Here is an 18,833-nt window from a genome sequence, read left to right as displayed (position 1 = left end):
GAGATGATTAGTTTGGATAAACAAAAAGTGACTCAAGCGATTGAGAAAGTTTTAAATACTTCTAAAATTGGTGTATTATCAACTGCATATAATAATAAACCGAATAGCAGATATATGGTGTTTTATAACGATGGTCTTAATTTATATACAAAAACAAGCAATAAAAGTTCTAAAGTAAAAGAAATTCAAAGTAATCCAGAAGCATATATTTTACTAGGCTATAATGAAACAACAAATAATAGTTTTGTTGAAATAGAAGCAAGTATTGACATTGTAGAAGATCAGAAAGTCATTGATTGGTTGTGGGAAACACAAGACAAAACATTCTTCGATTCTAAAGAGGATTCTAATTTATGTGTGTTAAAAATAAATCCAAAAACGATTACTTTAATGAATGATGATGATATTGATACACCAATCACAATTGATCTTTAATTTGATTGTTAATAAGAGTAGATAGAATGTATCATGAATTCTATCTACTCTTTTTTGCTTATTTATAATGCTTCATTTATATTAGTTGAAGTACAATTGAATTTTTGTGAAACTTTTATTGCAATTTAATTCTATTTTTTGTATAAATAAATTAATATATTTAAGGAGAGTCTTAATGAAGAACAAAAAAGGTTTAGGGTTAGGAATTTTTTTAATTGCAATTATGTTAATTGTTAGCATTATTTTAGTCATTGTAATGCTAAATGGTCAGCAAAAAGAATCCTACTATGGCTATATGAAAGATAGTCACACTATTGATAAAATGATAAATGAACAAACTGAAAAAGTAGAAAAAAATGTTAAATTACCTTCTAACACTAATGTAAAAGTAAAAAAAGGCGATTTTGTCTTTTTAGTAAAAGAAAAAGGTTCTGATTCATTTTCTAGAGTATCAAAAGTAAATCATGATGAAGTGCCACATGGTCTCATGATGAAAATTCATGAAATGCATGATATGAAAGGCATGTAGCTTTTGATATATTAGGCAGTATAAAGAGCGAGATAACATTCATTTAAAATCAGTTATCTCGCTTTTTCTTTTTGAATAAAAAAGCATCGCTTATCCAAGCGACGCTAAAAATGTCAGATTTCTTTTTTTAAATTGATTCTAGATATTTCTTACCTTTTTCTTTATCATAAACATGTTCCCATTTAGAGATAACTACTGTAGATAATGCATTACCAATAACGTTCACACATGTACGAACCATGTCTAACAAACGATCTACACCGATAATTAACGCAAGACCTTGAGCTGGTAAGCCCATTGCCCCCAATGTTGTTAATAACACTACGATAGATACTCCTGGCACACCTGCCATACCTTTAGATGCAACCATTAATGTCACCATTAAAATGATTTGTTCAGATAATGATAAGTGAATACCATACATTTGAGCAACAAATAAAGCGGCGATAGATTGATATAAGGCTGATCCGTCTAAATTAAACGAATATCCAATTGGTATAACAAAAGAAGTCACTTCTTTTGGTGAACCAAATTTCTCCATTTTATTCATCATTACTGGTAACACTGCTTCAGAACTTGAAGTAGAGAATGCAAGTAATAATTCATCTTTAAGTATTTTAATGATTGAGAAAATACTAATTCCACAAATTCTTGCTACAATACCCAAAACAACAATAATGAAGAAAATCATCGCAAACACAACTACTAAAACAAGTTTAGCTAATGGAATTAAAGCTGAAGCACCGAATGTCATAACAGTTGTACAAATAAATGCAAATACACCAATTGGTGCTAATTTTAAGATTTTATTAATCATCCAAAATACGGCTTCTAATGTACCGTTTAAGAAACCTTTAACTGGTTCAGCTTTTTCTCCAATCGCAGCTAATCCCAAACCAAAGAATACTGCGAAGAAAATAATTGGCAATAACTCACCCTTAGTTAAAGCTTCAAAAATATTAGTTGGTATAATATTTACGATTGTATCAATAAAGTGGTTACCGTATGTAGATTGTTCTGCGGCAGACGCAGTTGATTGATATTTAGTAATATCGCCTTTAGGTAACTTATCAGGATCTAATCCAATTCCTGGTTTAAAAATATTACCAATAATTAAACCTAAACCGATGGCGATGGTTGTAATAATTTCGAAATAAAGAATTGATTTCCATCCATAGCTTCCTATTTTTTTCGAATCCCCTAAATTCGAAATAGATAAAGCAAGTGAACAGAATACAATTGGGATGATAATCATTTTGATTAAATTTAAGAAAACGTCACCGAAAGGTTTAATATAATTTGCAACACCTGTTTGTCCAAATAATAATAAACCAATTACTACACCTAGCACTAATGCAATTAATACTTGCATAGGTAGGCTAACTTTTCTCTTGAACAGAGTCACGTTGAAACCCCCTTCTTCTGACATCGCTTAATTATATCAAATTATTCAAAATTCGGATATAACAAATTAAAAACTATTAAATAATATACATATTTAATTTGGCAAAAATAATTAATTAAAAACAGAAAAATGAGAATATTTTTAGAATATAGATGTTGGAATTCAATCACTATCTTTAACCTTCTCAATGTAAGAGCGGTTGATAAATGAATGACATTACTCTAAAACCTTTTTTAACTAACTCGTTTACCTTTACCATTTAACAAAAATTTCATTTAAAAAAACAATATCTATTTTTCCATAGACATTGTTTTTTTGAGTAGTAATCACCATTAATATCTCTAGTTCTACATATTAATTATATATCATGGCTTATAATTTTGGTTGAAATAGTTATGTTTTGCACTTTTAATACTTTTCTTGGTTTCCGTATCAAATCCTTCAACTAAAATACCTTTACGTGTACCAATTGGCTGAATGATATATGTTAAATTAGGTTCGTCTTTAAACACTACTTGTTTATAATAAACGCCTCTTTTAGCACTATATAATGTTTTTTCTGATTTAATTTTATCTTTCAAATGTTTTTGTTCTATATAATTGTCTACAAGTTGCACATTTTTATGCCCTTGATACGCTTTCGTTCCAAAGAAGAACGCAATAGCTACTACAAGAGAAATAGCTAATATAATAATAATTCTAATAATCTTTTGCTTCTTACTCATCAGAGCACTCCTTCATCCTCTTACTCAATAAAATAGCTTCTTTTATCATTTAAATAATTATGAATGAAATAGTAACTTTTTTAAAGTGATACCTCTTTTTTGTAACAAAATATACTAATAATTTAATTTAGAATTTGAAATAAATCAACATTCTAAATTTATATGTAGATTTAGTTTAATTTGTTTTTAAATTTATTAAAAAACTTATATAATACTCTGGATATAGTCTTGACAATAGGTATTGTTCATACTATCTTTAAATAAGTTGAGGGGGAAAGAATATGTATGTAAAGGACAGTTATTTAAGTAAACAGTTATGTTTTTTACTTTATGTTACTTCAAAAGAGGTAATTAAAAAATATACTCACTATCTAAAAGAGTATGATTTAACATACACAAGTTTTATGGTTCTTATGGCTATTGAAAACGACGAAAAAATAAATATTAAGTCCCTTGGTCAACGTGTCTTCTTAGATTCTGGAACTTTAACGCCTCTCTTAAAAAAATTAGAGAAAAAAGGTTACGTACAACGCATGCGAGAAAAAGAAGATGAACGTAATTTACAAATTTCATTAACTCAAAATGGTAGAGACATTAAACCAGTATTAGAGCAAATTTCTAATCAAGTGTTTAATGATTTTGATATTTCTGACGATGAAGCGGATGGCCTTGCTAGTAGCTTAAGACATATTATTTCAGAGAACTTCGGCTCTAATGCTGAATAGTTAATACACATGACAAAAGCTAAGTAATTATTGTTCCTTCTTTCTTTTATTTTCTAACTAATACATAATATCGACGTCTTTTGTCATGTTTCTTTATTCCACATCTTTCACTTTTTAATTCTTCAAACTTTCAAATTGCTTTTACTTTACGTGTAGTATCTCTATTTATATAATGATATTGTAAAATTTCAATATATTTTATGACATATTACTCTGAAAAGGAGATTTCATATATGAATAATAGAGAATTTTTTGATCAAGCTATTTTTAAAAATAATCCAAGAGATGTATTTCGTGATCTAGGTGAACAAGTATTTAACCAATTTTCAACTAAAAGCTTCCCAACAAATGTTTACAGTCAAAAAAATCAATATGTTCTAGAAGCCGAATTACCTGGCGTAAAGAAACAAGACATTCATCTTAAATATGAACATGCTACTTTAACGATTAAAGTAATTAAACAAGTATCTGAGCAAACAGGTAGTGTTCAATTAAGTGAACGCTCAAGCGGAGAATTGGTAAGACGCTTTGAATTCGAAGATATTAATAAAAATCAAATCAAAGCAAGTTATGAAGATGGTGTTTTAGTGGTGATTTTACCTAAGAATGTCACTGAAGAAGACGAAGGTACTACAATTACAGTAGAATAAATAAAAGAAGTTGAGATATAACTTTCAGAAAAATAGCCAGTAAATGAGTGATGAGACATTCATTTACTGGCTTATTTATAATTCTTCGTATTATTGCCTTACTCTCTTAGAGGGTAGTTTCAGCTTGTGTTATTATTTCAACCTCTCATCAAACAAAGTACGTTGTATTCATATTTCATTTTACATTAGATTATTGAAAACATAGATACTTAGCATAAGCTAATAAACAAACGTAGTGCTAGTGCACTACGTTGTTTATTTATTTTGCGTATTCTTTTTTGTAAAGATGACCCATTGTAATAAAAGCAAGTATTCCAAATACAGCTAGTAAAATAAATGCTAAATGACTTGAACCTGTCAATGAAGTAACATACGTGATAACAAGTGGTGGGAAGAAACCACCTAATCCTCCCATCATAGAAACAATTCCATTTGCAGTACCAGATTCTTTAGCAAAGTAAGATGGCACAAGTTTAAAGATAAGTCCATTTCCTAATCCAGCACAAATACTAATTGTTAAACAACCTATAGTAAATAAGGCAATATGACTTGAAATACCTAAAATAACTGCACCGATAATCATCACAACAAAATCTATCATCAAGACTTTAACCGCGTTGAATTTATCTCCTAAAATCCCACCCACAGGTCGTAAGAATGTTGCCAATGCGATAAATACTCCTGATCGAATACCTGCATCTACTTTATCTATTCCGAAATTATTAACTAAATAGTTAGGTAAGAATAAACCAAATGCTACAAAAGCACCAAATGTAATAAAGTACCATAAACTCAAATAATATAGTTTGTAGTTTGAAGATAAATCTTTAACTTGAGCGCCTAAAGGCACTTTAACTTTAGGTTCTTTAGCATCTCCAAGGAAAAACATTAATATTGCAAAAATAGCGATAATAATAAGATAACTTCTTACTGTTGTTTGCCATCCTACAATACCTGCAATAGGAGGTGCTAAGAATGATGAAATTGCTGTACCAATGTTCCCCATTCCATAAATACCATTTGCTAATCCTACTTTGTCTTTTGAAAAATATTTAGGAACTGAAGTGACACCTACAGAGAAAATGGCTCCTCCTACTCCTAAAAAAAATCCAGACGCCATTAACATACTAGGCGATTGGGCTTGTCCTAAGAAGAAAATAGGAAATAATAATATAATAAAACTACAAAAGAATACCCATTTAGCGCCAATAATATTTGTTAAATAACCAAATGGTACACGAAGAATCGATCCTAGGATAACTGGTATCGCTAAAATAATTGATAACTGTCCTGGATTAATTTTAATATCTTGTGAAATGTATGGCATCAATGGAGAAATAATACTCCAAGCCATGAATCCAACTACAAGACTTAAAGTTTGTAACGTAAGTTGAAAACCACCCTTAGTTTTATTCATTTTTTCACCTTCATCAATGTTTTATTTTCTATTATCGATAATTAAATCACATATCAATATAGCCAATTTGTGTGATTAATTACTGATTACAGTTAAATTTTAATCACTTTGTGAAAATATGAACATAAGGAGTTTCCCTTATACTCTCTAATAATCCCCCTATATTTAAATAATAAGACAAAGAAAAACCAACACATGAATATCATGTGTTGGTGAAATATAATATAAGTGTCATTATTTAAGTTATTCAATATATTTAAAAGTCTAAAAGTTTCTTTTTAAGCGCATATTCTACAAGCTCTGGTTTAGATTTTAAATTTAATTTAGTCATAATATGCGTTTTATGTGCCTCAACTGTTTTAACGGATACAAACAATTTTTCAGCAATTTCTTTATTTCCATATCCCTTTGCAATTAATGGTAATATTTCTAATTCTCTTTTAGAAAGTATTTTGAAAGGATCATTGGTTGCTTTTTCATCTTGATTAGAAACATTTACAAATTCATTTACTAATGACGTCGTTAGTTTCATATCAATATACGTTTCACCTTTATACACTGTTCGTACTGCTAAAATCAGTTGTTCATCTGGTGAATTTTTTAAAATATATCCTTTAGCACCATTTCTTAAAACATGAAATAGATATTCTTCATCATCATACATTGTTAAAATTAATATTTTTGTTTCAGGAAAACTTTCAGAAATTTTGCTAGTAGCAATTAAGCCAGACTCACCAGGTGGCATACTTAAATCCATAATTAATACATCCGGTTTGTATTCCATCACTTTCTGATATGCTTCTACTCCATCAGCAGCCGTAGCTACAACTTCCATATCTTCTTGAAAGTTTAATATCATAGAAAAACCTGTTCTTACTACTGCATGATCATCTGCAATTACTATTTTCAATTATAAGTCAGTCCCTTTACATTCTCTAGAGTGGTACTTCTAAAGTGATAATAGTTCCTTTTCCTAAATGTGTTTCTACATTCACTTTTCCGTTTACAAGCTCTGCTCTTTCATTCATACCATACAATCCTAGTCCTGTACCTTGTGGTTGAGAATTCGGATCAAAACCTTGACCATGATCAATCACTTCAGCTATTAATAAACGTCCAACCTCCTGGACAAAGACATCTACCGAACTTACGCCTGCATATTTTAATGCATTAAATACCGCTTCCTGTACCACACGGTAAACAACCGTTTCTACTTCACTATCATATCTTTTATCTTTAATGTTAGATTGATATACAATTTGCATACCATAATTATTTTCAAATTGTTTAAAATATGATTTAAAAGCCGCTTCCAAGCCTAAATCATCTAGAGATGAGGGTCTTAATTCAACTGATAAATGTCTTATATCATCAATCAATTTAGACATTAATCCCTCAATACGTTGCGATTGTTGGACAAGTTCTGAGGATTCTTTTTGATATTTCAGCAATCTGAGTTCAACATCAATATTTAGCATTTCTTGTACAACACTATCGTGTAGTTCTCTAGAAATACGTTTTCTTTCATTTTCTTGCGCGGAAATTGTTTTTCTCATCATCTGACGTTGATACATTTTTTCTTGTCTTTCAATTTGCGGCGAAATATCTTGAAGTGTAAATGCATATATCTCATTATCTTCATCAATCGCTTGATAAGAAGCTGTAAATGGTCGAACTTTATGATCTACTGTTTTCATAAACACTTGAAAATTGATATCGTTTGGTTTAGATGTGTCTAAATAACAATTTTTGCAACTTTGAAGTTCAAATTCATTTGAATACCCTTCACAACGATCACAAATCGCATTTGTCATCGCACTATAATTATTATCTTTTGAAATAATTTCTTCAGCGGCGTCATTCATTGCAATGATTTTTCCTTCTTTGTTTACAAAAACAATTTTTTCATTTGTAGTTTCATAATATTTTTTTAGTAAGTCTTCCATTTGCAGATTATATAACTCTAACACATATATCACCTAGATTTCTTCATTAAATTCCCACAAACGGCCTTTAATATTTAATTGATTAATCACTTTAGGCAATGTTTTACTACCTCTTTGTCCTAATAATAACACGCCTGCAACATGCTGTTCATGCCATAATGGTATAGCAACGAGCGCGTTTAAGTTTTCACTCATCAAAATAGGGTACTTAATTTTTTCTTCTGGTGTTATTGTTTTGGAAACATTTTCTATAACCATTCGCTTTCCTGTTTTCATGACTGTCCCAGCTAAGCCTCTGCCTTTTCTCAAAACAATCAATTTATAACGACTGTTTAAATTACCTGAAACATATTGCCATTTAATAGGTCCAGAAGGTTCGTGGTTTTCATATAGTGCAACAGCAGCAAAATCACAGTTTACTTTTTTTCTAAGTGTGTCAAGTTCCTGCTGAAAATGTACCGGTTCAAACAAAGGTTCCGGAATCATATATCGTACTCCTTTTATATTTAATGTGCACGAGGTGCTTTATGTTTTCTATATACAATATAACGTCTATTTGTATATGCTAATGGAATACTCCATACATGTACAAGACGTGTAAATGGCCAACAAGCTAATATTGTAAATCCTAATAAGATATGAATTTTAAATGATAATGGAACGCCTGTCATTAGTGCTGCATTGGGTGAGAATGTAAATAAGTGTCTAAACCATATAGAAATCGTTTGACGGTAATCAAAGTCAGTTACCATTGCATTAGTAACTAAAGTTGAGAAACATCCCATAAATATAATCAATATTAATAAGAAATTTACGAAAATATCAGAAGCTGAACTTAACTTTCTCACATTACTAATCGTTAAACGTCTTGCTGTTAAAAGTAACATTCCAATTAGAGTCATTATACCAAAAATACTACCAATATAAACAGCTCCAAAGTGATATGTACTTTCGCTTATGCCAAGTCCATCTATCCATTTTGCTGGAATAGCTAACCCCACCACATGACCAAAAAATACTGGAATAATTCCTAAGTGAAATAACAGACTGCCCCATTTAAGTTGTTTTTTTTCTAAAAACTCACTCGATTTTGCAGTCCATGAAAACTGATCATATTTATATCGAGCAATATGACCAACGATAAAAATTGCCACACATAAATATGGGTAAATAATCCAAAGAAATTGATTAAGCATGATGTGTCACCTCTTTTGGAATGTCTAAACAAGCTTTTAATGTTTCTCGTAATGCACGAATCACATAAGCGTAAGGATTATTCTCCTTAGCTAATTGATTTGCCATTTCATATGTACCATCTTCAATAATCATAATCACTAACTCAATATTGCCTTCTGCACGAGGATCATTATGCCAACTTGCTACATGTAAAAACTGCAACATCAATGGTAGATAATCTGATAATTCATTATCTACCATTTTTAATCCAAACATTTCATAAAGTACTTTTAGTTTTGCGAGCATTTGACCTCTTTCTTTTTGAGTATCAAATTTATTGTAAGTCATATAAAGTGGTGATGTTTTATTGAAATCAAATGTATCCGTATAAATTGCTTTAATTTCAGATAAAGTAAATTGGTACATAATTTCACGATATTTCATTAAATCTGCATATCCTGGATGCGAAGGATGAATCGTTTCTTCAAATGTATTAGGATGAAATGTTAATTTTTCTGGAAAATTAAGTTGTTGTGCAAGATATCCAAAACTTTCTTGATAGTATTTAAATTGTGTTAGATTAATCACGGAAAATACCTCCATAGAAATTCTCATTATAAATCTCTTGACCAGATTTTCCTGACGTTGAACCTACTGGAACACCACAACCTTCACAATTATCTCCGAAATATTCACCGCCATATCCTTGGCTACCTTGAGCGTGATACGTATCTAAATAGGTTTCTTTATGTGAAGATGGTACAACAAATCGATCTTCATATTTAGCTAAACCTAATAGACGATACATTTCTTTTGTTTGAATTTCTGATAAACCTAAACGTTCTAATCTAGAAGTATCAAATGGTTTGTTTGTGACTTGAGCACGCATATAACTTCTCATCATTGCCATTTTTTGTAACGCTTCTTTTACTGGCTCTACTTTACCTGCTGTAAATAAGTTTGCTAAATATTCAATAGGTAAACGCATTTCTTCGATGGCCGGGAAAATCATATCTGGATTTTGACCTGAATTTTTACCTTCAAAATAACTCATAATTGGACTTAAAGGCGGGCAGTACCATACCATTGGCATTGTTCTAAATTCAGGATGTAATGGAAATGCCAATTTATATTCAATCGCTAATTTATACACAGGTGAATTTTGAGCAGCTTGGATCCATTCATAACTGATACCATCTTTTTCTGCTTGTTCAATCACTTCTTCATCAAATGGGTTTAAGAAGATATCAAGTTGTTTTTCATATAAATCTTGTTCATTTTCAGCTGAAGCCGCTTCGTGTACACGATCAGCGTCATATAATAAAACGCCTAAATATCTCATTCTTCCTGTACATGTTTCTGAACATACAGTTGGCATTCCTGCTTCAATTCTTGGGAAGCAGAATGTACATTTTTCAGCTTTATTTGTTTTCCAGTTGAAATATACTTTTTTGTAAGGACAACCTGTCATACAGTAGCGCCACCCACGACATGCATCCTGATCGACTAAAACAATACCATCTTCATCTCTTTTATACATAGCCCCTGAAGGACATGAAGCAACACAACTAGGATTTAAGCAATGCTCGCATAGACGAGGTAAATACATCATAAATGTTTCATCAAATTGGAATTTGATATCTTCTTCAATTCTTTGAATATTTGGATCTTCTGGTCCTGTTACATGTCCGCCAGCTAAATCATCTTCCCAGTTTGGTCCCCATTCAAGATTTAGTCTATCTCCTGAAATCAATGAATGTGCTTTTGCCACTGGTGAATGTTTACCTTCTTTAGCTGTGGTTAAATGTTCATAATTATAAGTCCATGGTTCATAATAATCTTTGATTAACGGCATATCTGGATTATAGAAGATTTTACCTAAGGCAATTTTAGACCACTTACTACCTGATTTAAGCTCAAGTTTACCTTTTTTATTTAATACCCAACCACCTTTATAGTGCTCTTGATCTTCCCAACGTTTTGGATAACCTACACCTGGTTTGGTTTCTACATTATTAAACCACATGTATTCTGCACCCGGTCTATTTGTCCAAGTATTTTTACATGTCACACTACATGTATGACACCCAATACATTTATCTAAATTCAATACCATTGCAACTTGCGCTTTAATCTTCAAGCCAATTTACCTCCTTCATTTTTCTAACTGCGACGTACACATCACGTTGGTTTCCAATTGGTCCATAGTAATTGAAGTGATAACTAATTTGTGCATATCCTCCAACTAATTGCGTAGGTTTTAGGTGAATTCTTGTAGGTGCATTATGTGATCCCCCACGAGTATCAGTAATCTCAGAACCTGGTGTTTCAATGTGCTTATCTTGAGCGTGATACATAAACATTGTACCTTTCGGCATGCGGTGTGACGTTACCGCTCTTGCAGTTACAACACCATTTCTGTTATAAACTTCAAGCCAATCATTATCATTGATACCATGTTGCTCAGCATCTTCATTAGATAGCCAAACCACTGGACCTCCTCTGAATAGAGTCAACATACGTTCATTATCTTGATATGTTGAATGAATATTCCATTTTCCATGAGGTGTTAAATAACGTAGAACAAGTGCATCTTGTCCACCTTTTATCTTTTTATCTCTTGCGCCAAATACCATTGGTGGAAGTGTTGGTTTATATACTGGTAAGCTTTCACCAAATTGCTGGAATACTTCGTGATCGATATAGTAACTTTGTCTTCCAGTGAGCGTTCTAAAAGGTACAAGTCTTTCAATATTTGTTGTAAATGGAGAATAACGACGATTATTTTTATTAGAGCCTGGGAATACTGCTGTTGGGATAACTTCTCTTGGTTGAGCTGTAATATTTAAGAACGAAATTTTTTCAGATGCACGTTCTTTTGAAATATCCTTCAATTCCATTCCAGTTTGATTTTCTAAATCTTCATATGATTTTTGAGATAATTTACCATTCGTTGCCGAAGAGATATTTAAAATTGCATCAGCTACTTTACGTGCAGTATCAATACGTGGTCTATCGTTTCTAACAGAATGTTCATCGTCATCATTCCACGTACCAATCATACTTTTTAGCTCTTCGTATTCTTCTTTAACGCTAAAACTAACGCCGTGTGCCCCTACTTTACCTTTCTCAAGTAAAGGTCCTAATGTAACGTATTTATCATAAATTTTAGTATAGTCACGTTCTACAATAGAGAAGTTAGGCATAGTTTTACCTGGAATACCTTCTACTTCACCTTTAGACCAATCTTTAACGATACCGTATTCAGAACCTAGTTCTTGTTTAGAGTCATGTGCAAGTGGTGTAGTTACCACATCTTTAAATGTACCTGGTAAATAATCTTTAGCCATTTCTGAAATTGCTTTACTCAATGTTTTGTAAATGTCCCAGTCAGAACGTGACTCCCATAATGGATCAATTGCTGGATTAAATGGATGAATAAATGGATGCATGTCGGTTGAAGATAAGTCATGTTTTTCATACCAAGTTGCTGCTGGCAGCACAATATCAGAATATAAAGGCGTTGCAGTCATTCTAAAATCTAATGATACAAGTAAATCTAATTTACCTACTGTATCTTCTCTCCATTTAATTTCCTCTGGTTTATCATCTTCATTCGGTTCAGCCATTAATCCTGAACGTGTACCAAGTAAATGTTTCATAAAGTACTCTTGACCTTTAGCTGAACTTGAAATTAAGTTAGATCTCCAAACAAATAATGTTTTAGGATGATTTTTTCTTAAATCTGGGTCTTCAATAGCAAATTCTGTTTCTTTATTTTTCACTGATTCAATCGCACGTTTTAAAATAGCTTCATTTGAATCATCGCCCGCATCTTTTGCTTCTTCACCAAATAACAAACTGTTTTTATTAAATTGTGGATATGAAGGTAACCAACCTAAACGTGCTGCTGTCACATTATAATCTGCTGGATGCTGATGTTTAATGTTGTTAGCAAGTGGTGATTTCAATTTATCTACATTAGATTCTTCATATTTCCATTGATCAGTTGCAAAATAGAACCAACTTGTACCATTTTGTAAACGTGGTGGACCTTGCCAATCTTTAGCGAAAGCTACAGTATTCCATCCTTCAATTGGACGACATTTTTCTTGCCCAACATAGTGAGCCCAACCTCCACCATTAACACCTTGGCATCCACATAATAGAACTAAATTCAATACAGCACGGTAAATGGTGTCAGAGTTGAACCAGTGGTTAATCCCCGCACCCATAATAATCATCGAACGTCCTTTAGTATCAATAGCATTTTGTGCAAATTCTCTTGCGACTTGTGTCACTAATTCTTGTTTAATACCTGTGACGTTTTCTTGCCATGCAGGTGTATATTTAGATTCACTATCTTCATAAGATTTAGCTTCTAACTCATGACCAAATCGTTTAATACCATATTGACTAGCCATTAAATCATATACTGTAGCAATACGTACTTCTTTACCATCTGCTAATTTAACTTTTTTAGTTGGGATAGGTCGTTCGAAAATACCGTCTCCTTGACTATCAAAGTAAGGGAATTGAATGGTTTGTAACTCATATTCTTCTTCTGCAACAGATAAAGCTGGATCAATTTTACTTCCATCTTCTGTTTCAAGTTTTAAATTCCATTGTTTGCCTTCTTCCCAACGTTGACCCATTGTACCGTTTGGAACCACAAGTTTGTGGCTAATCGCATCGTGAATAACTGGTTTCCACTCACCATTTTCACTTTTTATACCTAAATCGCTTGCACGTAAAAATCGTCCTGCCTTATAACCATTCTCATCTTCATCCAGCATCAATACAAATGGCATATCTGTATATTGCTTTGCATAATTAACAAACATATCACTTGGTTTATCTTCATAAAATTCTTGTAAGATGACATGCGTCATAGCTTGAGCAACTGCGGCATCTGTTCCTGGATTAGGTGCTAACCAATTATCAGCAAATTTAACATTTTCTGCATAATCTGGTGCTACAGAAACCACTTTTGCACCTTTATAACGTACTTCAGTCATAAAATGGGCATCAGGCGTACGAGTAAGTGGAACGTTAGAGCCCCACATAATGATGTAAGAAGCATTGTACCAATCACTTGATTCAGGTACATCAGTTTGTTCACCCCAAATTTGAGGAGATGCAGGTGGTAAATCAGCATACCAATCATAAAAACTTAACATTTCCCCGCCTAATAAATTAATAAAACGCGCACCAGATGCATAACTAATCATCGACATTGCTGGAATAGGTGTAAAACCAGCGATTCTATCCGGACCATCTTTTTTAATGGTATAAAGAATTTGTGCTGCGATAATATCTGTTACATCTTTCCAACTTGCACGTACATGTCCACCTTTACCACGTGCTTCTTTATATAATTTAGCTTTCTTTTCATCTTCAACGATAGATGCCCATGCGGCGATACGATTTCCATTATTGTCTTCAAGTGCTTCTGTCCATAAATCTAATAGTTTACCTCTAATGTAAGGGTATTTTACACGAAGTGGGCTGTATTCATACCATGAAAATGACGCGCCACGTGGACATCCACGAGGTTCAAATTCAGGCATATCTGGACCACAACTTGGATAGTCAATTTGTTGATTCTCCCACGTAATCACACCATTTTTAACGAAAACTTTCCACGAACATGATCCTGTACAGTTTACGCCATGTGTGGTTCTTACTACTTTATCGTGACTCCATCTTTCACGATACATTTTTTCCCATTCTCTACTTTTACTTTCTAAAACTGACCAATTTCCATTAAACGTTTCAGTTGGTTTGAAAAAGTTTAATCCGAATTTTCCCATTTATATAAATCCTCCTACCTGCAAAGGTAATACGTTACTTATGTCCAATGTTATTTAAAGAAATTTCATTTAAATTGTACATTTTTTCACATGGTTTTTATATTAGGGAATTACCTATTTCATATAAAAGAATCCCTAAAAAAAGTGAGATAACACACGTTTTAAATATCGTGTTATCTCACTTATGACATTCGAAGCGTAAAGAACTACACTTCAATATATTTAATATTTTGGTGCTGCGTTATGATCGATTCATATAAATACTTTTGTGAAGAATGATAAGTTTCATCATATTGAATTAAGCATTTTAAATACTGTTGAGATAAGTCTTCTGCTTTTGAAAGGGCTAAGTCTTTATTCCCTTTAATAACGTACAATGTTTCATCTATTGTTTGTTTTGAGTGTATAATCTTTTCGTCATCCATATAGTTAATGATATGGCCTAATATACAAATTCCTGGATCATGTTTCATATTAAGCTTAGATAATTGATGTTCAATAGTGCTTAGTTTACCAACCACTATGGTTTCGTTATAACACGTAGCATTAAAAATGATAGCAATATCATAATCTTCTTTAGTATATCTTCTAATTTGATTAATAATATCATTTAATCGTTTAATTCCCATATAAATTGCCAAAGTACCACCATTAGCTAAATTACGTATATCCATGTCTTGATCAATATCATCTTTAAAATGACCTGTGGAAAATGTAACACTTGGTGCTACTGAGCGCATCGTTAAACCTAAGTCTAATGAAGCTACCGCTGCACTCGCAGAAGTTACCCCAGGTACAATATCATAAGCAATCTGATGTTCTTTTAAAATGTCTATTTCTTCAGTTACTCGGCCAAACACTGCTGGGTCTCCACCTTTTAAACGTACAACAATTTTATACTTTTTCGCTGCTGCTACTATTTTTAAATTGATACCTTCTTGTTGAATATGTTTAGTATAAGGTTTTTTTCCAACATCTATGATTTCAGTAGTTGGCTTTGCATATTGTAATATCAATGGATTGACAAGACGATCATATAAAATAACATCTGCTTGACGAATTAATCGTTCTGCTTGTTTAGTTAGCAAATTAGGATTGCCAGGACCAGCTCCAATTAAATATACTTTTCCAAATTCACTTTTAGTGACTAGAGACATATAAATACGTCTCCATCTTGAATTTCAACTTGATATGTTTCAACACAACCTGTATCAGGTTCTTGCACTTCACCCGTATTCAAATCAATTTTTTGATCGTGGAGTGGACAATAAACATATTCTCCACTTACAGTACCTTCAGATAACGGTCCTTCTTTATGTGGACACACATTATTAATAGCATGCACTTCTCCATTTTCTGTTAAAAATATACCGATTTGTTTATCTTTAACGATAACCTTTTTACCAATTAATGGTGTTAATTCATCCATAGTTGTTACTTTAACTTTTTCCATTACACTCATCCTCACACTTTCTCGACTTCAAATATTTTTTGTGCTTCTTTATTTTCAACAATAGCTTCCCAAGGTTCTTCTTCAAGTGCTTGTTTTGCATCCATAATTCTATCAAAAAGTTCTTTTTGACGTTGTTCATCTAAAAGCACTTCCTTAACATGATCAAATCCTAGTCGTTTAAGCCATGGTGCTGTTCGTTCAGCATATATTCCAGTCTCTCTGTAATACTGCATAAGCGCACCACAAAGTTGTACCACTTGATCTTCTGTTTCAACAGTAGTAAGTAATTGACCTACAGTGACCTCTGTACCACCGTTACCGCCAATATAAATTTGATAGCCATTTTCTACTGAAATGACACCAAAGTCTTTAACACCTGATTCTACACAGCTTCTTGGACAACCAGAAACACCCATTTTAAATTTATGAGGTGTGTCTATGTATTCAAATGTTTTTTCTAATCGAATACCTAAACGTGTCGTATATTGTGTACCAAATCGACAGAATTCTTTACCAACACAACTTTTCACAGAACGCGTTTTCTTACCATATGCAGAGGCAGAGCGCATACCTAAATCTTTCCAAACTTTTGGTAACTCATCTTTTTTAAGACCATATAACCCTACACGCTGAGACCCTGTTACTTTAACAAGAGGCACGTTATATTTTTTCGCTACTTCACCTAAACGAATTAATTGGTCAGCATCTGTGACACCACCACGCATTTGTGGAATCACTGAGAAAGTACCATCATTTTGAATATTTGCATGATAACGTTCGTTCGCAAATCTTGATGCTTTTTCATCTTGGTGTTCATGAGGATATACCATATTTAGATAATAGTTGATAGCTGGGCGACATTTTGGACAACCATTTTTATCTTTAAAATCAAGTACGTGACGAACTTCTTTTGATGTTTTTAAACCTTTAGCTCTAATTTGAGTAACAATTTCATCACGTGTCAAATCAGTACATGCACAAATACCAGTTGGTTTAGCAGCTACAAATTCATCACCTAATGTACATTTTAGTATTTCTCCAATTTGTCCTTTACACTTACCACAAGAATTTCCTGCTTTGGTTGTTTTTGTAACCTCATCTACAGTAGTCAACCCTTTTGTTGTAATTGCGTTGACAATCGTACCTTTATCTACACCATTACAACCACAAATTGTTTCATCATCAGGCATGTCTGCTATTGAAGTTCCACTTTCTTCTCCGCCTTTATGAAGCAGTGACACTAGTGTATAGTCCTCTAGTGATTCATGTTTTTTCATCATACTATAAAATCTTGAACCATCATCTGTATCACCATATAAAACGGCACCTACCACTCGACCATCACTTAGATAGACTTTTTTGTAAATATTATCTACACTGTTAAAGATTTCGATACCGTGTACAGTTTCATCTTCAACGATTTGTCCTGCACTATATAAATCACAACCTGATACTTTTAAAGACGTAAATGTTGTAGAACCTTTATATCCTTCAGTCTCTTTACCTGTTAAATAATCAGCAAGCACTTTACCTTGTTCATAAAGAGGTGCAACTAAACCATATACTTTACCGTTGTGTTCCGCGCATTCACCCACGGCATAGATATGTTCATCAGATGTTTGCAAGTAATCATTAACAACGATACCTCGATTCACTTCTAATCCCGCTTCACGAGCTACTTCGGTAAATGGACGTATACCAACAGCCATAACGACTAAATCCGTTTCTATTACTCTACCATCAGCTAGCTTAATAGCTTCTACATCATCTGTTCCTATAATTTCTTTAGAATTTGCTTGTAGTTCAATATGCATGCCTTGACGTTCTAAATCAGCTTTTAACATATCTCCAGCTTTACGGTCTAATTGCATTTCCATCAGCCATTCTGCTAAGTGAAGAACTGTTACATCCATACCTTGATCCATTAATCCTCTTGCACATTCTAATCCAAGAAGACCTCCACCAATAACAATGGCACGTTTTTTTGTTTTAGCAATTTCAATCATACGCTCAGTATCTTCAATTGTGCGCCAACCGATGACACTTGGTAATTCTGATCCAGGTATAGGTAAAACAAATGCCTTTGAACCCGTCGCAAAGATACAGATATCATAAGCTACAGTGATACCTTTAGATGTAGTGACAGTTTTGGATTGTCTATCTACTTTTTCAACTGGATCATCTACAATTAGTTCAATATGATGTTCTTTATACCAGTCATAATCATTCATAATCGTTTCTTCAACTGTCATTTTCTTTTGTAAAATGTTGGATAACATGATTCGATTATAATTAGGATAAGGTTCTTTACCAATAATTGTAATGTCAAATTGAGAATCTGAACGTTCTAAAATTTCTTCAATTGTTCTTAAACCAGCCATACCATTACCAATCATTACGAGTTTTTGTTTAGCCATATCAATGCCCCTTTTATTACATTTAATTATTATTAAATTCAAATAGTTTTGCACTCACTATTCTTTACAAGGCTATTTTATACCATATTCTTTTGAATTTGTGATTATTTTCACACTTAAATGTAAAATCGGGGATTTCCCT

General features: G+C 32.5%; 17 protein-coding genes. 4 read left to right on the top strand and 13 right to left on the bottom strand.

Going from position 1 to position 18,833, the window contains the following annotated elements:
* Nucleotides 1-12 precede the first annotated feature (12 nt).
* Both HMPREF2930_RS10620 and HMPREF2930_RS10615 read left to right on the top strand, forming a co-directional pair.
* Nucleotides 13-435 carry a pyridoxamine 5'-phosphate oxidase family protein gene (locus HMPREF2930_RS10620; RefSeq protein WP_017174951.1) on the top strand — a complete coding sequence of 141 codons (423 nt, stop codon included), beginning with the start codon at nucleotides 13-15 and terminating at the stop codon, nucleotides 433-435.
* A 175-nt stretch (nucleotides 436-610) separates the two neighbouring features.
* Nucleotides 611-964 carry a DUF4889 domain-containing protein gene (locus HMPREF2930_RS10615; protein ID WP_017174952.1) on the top strand — a complete coding sequence of 118 codons (354 nt, stop codon included), beginning with the start codon at nucleotides 611-613 and terminating at the stop codon, nucleotides 962-964.
* Nucleotides 965-1,091: 127 nt separating this feature from the next.
* Here HMPREF2930_RS10615 and HMPREF2930_RS10610 read toward each other — a convergent pair whose 3' ends face one another.
* Both HMPREF2930_RS10610 and HMPREF2930_RS10605 read right to left on the bottom strand, forming a co-directional pair.
* Nucleotides 1,092-2,369, bottom strand: coding sequence for a cation:dicarboxylate symporter family transporter (locus HMPREF2930_RS10610; protein WP_017174953.1), 1,278 nt, complete (start codon nucleotides 2,367-2,369; stop codon nucleotides 1,092-1,094).
* A gap of 365 nt (nucleotides 2,370-2,734) precedes the next feature.
* Nucleotides 2,735-3,094 (bottom strand): DUF3139 domain-containing protein, encoded by a 360-nt coding sequence (locus tag HMPREF2930_RS10605; RefSeq protein WP_017174954.1) that lies wholly within the window; start codon nucleotides 3,092-3,094, stop codon nucleotides 2,735-2,737.
* Nucleotides 3,095-3,375: 281 nt separating this feature from the next.
* Here HMPREF2930_RS10605 and HMPREF2930_RS10600 point away from each other — a divergent pair, with 281 nt between their 5' ends.
* A complete protein-coding gene (locus HMPREF2930_RS10600; RefSeq protein ID WP_002448339.1) occupies nucleotides 3,376-3,819 on the top strand; it encodes a MarR family winged helix-turn-helix transcriptional regulator in 444 nt (147 codons plus the stop codon).
* Between the two features lie 233 nt (nucleotides 3,820-4,052).
* Nucleotides 4,053-4,469: an Hsp20 family protein gene (locus HMPREF2930_RS10595; protein WP_002488807.1), complete on the top strand. Its 417-nt coding sequence runs from the start codon at nucleotides 4,053-4,055 to the stop codon at nucleotides 4,467-4,469.
* A 259-nt stretch (nucleotides 4,470-4,728) separates the two neighbouring features.
* On the opposite strand, the gene HMPREF2930_RS10590 is transcribed toward HMPREF2930_RS10595, so the two are convergent.
* The 11 genes from HMPREF2930_RS10590 to nirB form a co-directional block, all read right to left on the bottom strand.
* Complete coding sequence (locus HMPREF2930_RS10590) at nucleotides 4,729-5,886, bottom strand: nitrate/nitrite transporter (RefSeq protein ID WP_017174955.1); 1,158 nt, start codon at nucleotides 5,884-5,886, stop codon at nucleotides 4,729-4,731.
* Nucleotides 5,887-6,142: 256 nt separating this feature from the next.
* On the bottom strand, nucleotides 6,143-6,796 hold the full coding sequence (gene nreC, locus HMPREF2930_RS10585; RefSeq protein ID WP_002448626.1) for a nitrate respiration regulation response regulator NreC: 654 nt from the start codon (nucleotides 6,794-6,796) through the stop codon (nucleotides 6,143-6,145).
* 25 nt (nucleotides 6,797-6,821) lie between these two features.
* Complete coding sequence (gene nreB, locus HMPREF2930_RS10580) at nucleotides 6,822-7,832, bottom strand: nitrate respiration regulation sensor histidine kinase NreB (RefSeq protein WP_202596555.1); 1,011 nt, start codon at nucleotides 7,830-7,832, stop codon at nucleotides 6,822-6,824.
* 33 nt (nucleotides 7,833-7,865) lie between these two features.
* A complete protein-coding gene (nreA, locus tag HMPREF2930_RS10575; RefSeq protein ID WP_017174957.1) occupies nucleotides 7,866-8,318 on the bottom strand; it encodes a nitrate respiration regulation accessory nitrate sensor NreA in 453 nt (150 codons plus the stop codon).
* A 20-nt stretch (nucleotides 8,319-8,338) separates the two neighbouring features.
* Nucleotides 8,339-9,028 carry a respiratory nitrate reductase subunit gamma gene (gene narI / locus HMPREF2930_RS10570; RefSeq protein WP_017174958.1) on the bottom strand — a complete coding sequence of 230 codons (690 nt, stop codon included), beginning with the start codon at nucleotides 9,026-9,028 and terminating at the stop codon, nucleotides 8,339-8,341.
* Nucleotides 9,021-9,596 carry a nitrate reductase molybdenum cofactor assembly chaperone gene (gene narJ / locus HMPREF2930_RS10565; protein ID WP_002448445.1) on the bottom strand — a complete coding sequence of 192 codons (576 nt, stop codon included), beginning with the start codon at nucleotides 9,594-9,596 and terminating at the stop codon, nucleotides 9,021-9,023. The genes narI and narJ overlap by 8 nt, the downstream gene beginning before the upstream one ends.
* Entirely contained in the window at nucleotides 9,589-11,148 is a 1,560-nt protein-coding gene (gene narH, locus HMPREF2930_RS10560) for a nitrate reductase subunit beta (RefSeq protein ID WP_002488804.1), read from the bottom strand. The genes narJ and narH overlap by 8 nt, the downstream gene beginning before the upstream one ends.
* Entirely contained in the window at nucleotides 11,138-14,821 is a 3,684-nt protein-coding gene (locus tag HMPREF2930_RS10555; protein ID WP_017174959.1) for a nitrate reductase subunit alpha, read from the bottom strand. The genes narH and HMPREF2930_RS10555 overlap by 11 nt, the downstream gene beginning before the upstream one ends.
* Nucleotides 14,822-15,027: 206 nt before the next feature.
* A complete protein-coding gene (gene cobA, locus HMPREF2930_RS10550; RefSeq protein WP_017174960.1) occupies nucleotides 15,028-15,978 on the bottom strand; it encodes a uroporphyrinogen-III C-methyltransferase in 951 nt (316 codons plus the stop codon).
* A complete protein-coding gene (gene nirD / locus HMPREF2930_RS10545) occupies nucleotides 15,969-16,283 on the bottom strand; it encodes a nitrite reductase small subunit NirD (protein WP_029376759.1) in 315 nt (104 codons plus the stop codon). Before nirD ends, cobA begins: the two co-directional genes overlap by 10 nt.
* A 2-nt stretch (nucleotides 16,284-16,285) precedes the next feature.
* A complete protein-coding gene (gene nirB / locus HMPREF2930_RS10540) occupies nucleotides 16,286-18,691 on the bottom strand; it encodes a nitrite reductase large subunit NirB (protein WP_017174962.1) in 2,406 nt (801 codons plus the stop codon).
* Between the last annotated feature and the right edge of the window lie 142 nt (nucleotides 18,692-18,833).

Origin of the sequence: Staphylococcus sp. HMSC068C09 (assembly GCF_001813735.1) — a bacterium.
Taxonomy (GTDB): domain Bacteria; phylum Bacillota; class Bacilli; order Staphylococcales; family Staphylococcaceae; genus Staphylococcus; species Staphylococcus hominis.
Note: the sequence above shows the minus strand (reverse complement) of the source record. Positions and strands in the feature narration are given on the sequence as shown.

What these genes read in the sequence shown, in the direction of transcription:
- HMPREF2930_RS10615 (WP_017174952.1), top strand. Translation starts at nt 611, where the DNA reads ATGAAGAACAAAAAAGGTTTAGGGTTAGGAATTTTTTTAATTGCAATT.
- HMPREF2930_RS10605 (WP_017174954.1), bottom strand. Translation starts at nt 3,094, where the DNA reads ATGAGTAAGAAGCAAAAGATTATTAGAATTATTATTATATTAGCTATT.
- HMPREF2930_RS10600 (WP_002448339.1), top strand. Translation starts at nt 3,376, where the DNA reads ATGTATGTAAAGGACAGTTATTTAAGTAAACAGTTATGTTTTTTACTT.
- HMPREF2930_RS10595 (WP_002488807.1), top strand. Translation starts at nt 4,053, where the DNA reads ATGAATAATAGAGAATTTTTTGATCAAGCTATTTTTAAAAATAATCCA.
- HMPREF2930_RS10590 (WP_017174955.1), bottom strand. Translation starts at nt 5,886, where the DNA reads ATGAATAAAACTAAGGGTGGTTTTCAACTTACGTTACAAACTTTAAGT.
- nreB (WP_202596555.1), bottom strand. Translation starts at nt 7,832, where the DNA reads ATGGAAGACTTACTAAAAAAATATTATGAAACTACAAATGAAAAAATT.
- nreA (WP_017174957.1), bottom strand. Translation starts at nt 8,318, where the DNA reads ATGATTCCGGAACCTTTGTTTGAACCGGTACATTTTCAGCAGGAACTT.
- narI (WP_017174958.1), bottom strand. Translation starts at nt 9,028, where the DNA reads ATGCTTAATCAATTTCTTTGGATTATTTACCCATATTTATGTGTGGCA.
- HMPREF2930_RS10555 (WP_017174959.1), bottom strand. Translation starts at nt 14,821, where the DNA reads ATGGGAAAATTCGGATTAAACTTTTTCAAACCAACTGAAACGTTTAAT.
- cobA (WP_017174960.1), bottom strand. Translation starts at nt 15,978, where the DNA reads ATGTCTCTAGTCACTAAAAGTGAATTTGGAAAAGTATATTTAATTGGA.
- nirD (WP_029376759.1), bottom strand. Translation starts at nt 16,283, where the DNA reads ATGAGTGTAATGGAAAAAGTTAAAGTAACAACTATGGATGAATTAACA.
- nirB (WP_017174962.1), bottom strand. Translation starts at nt 18,691, where the DNA reads ATGGCTAAACAAAAACTCGTAATGATTGGTAATGGTATGGCTGGTTTA.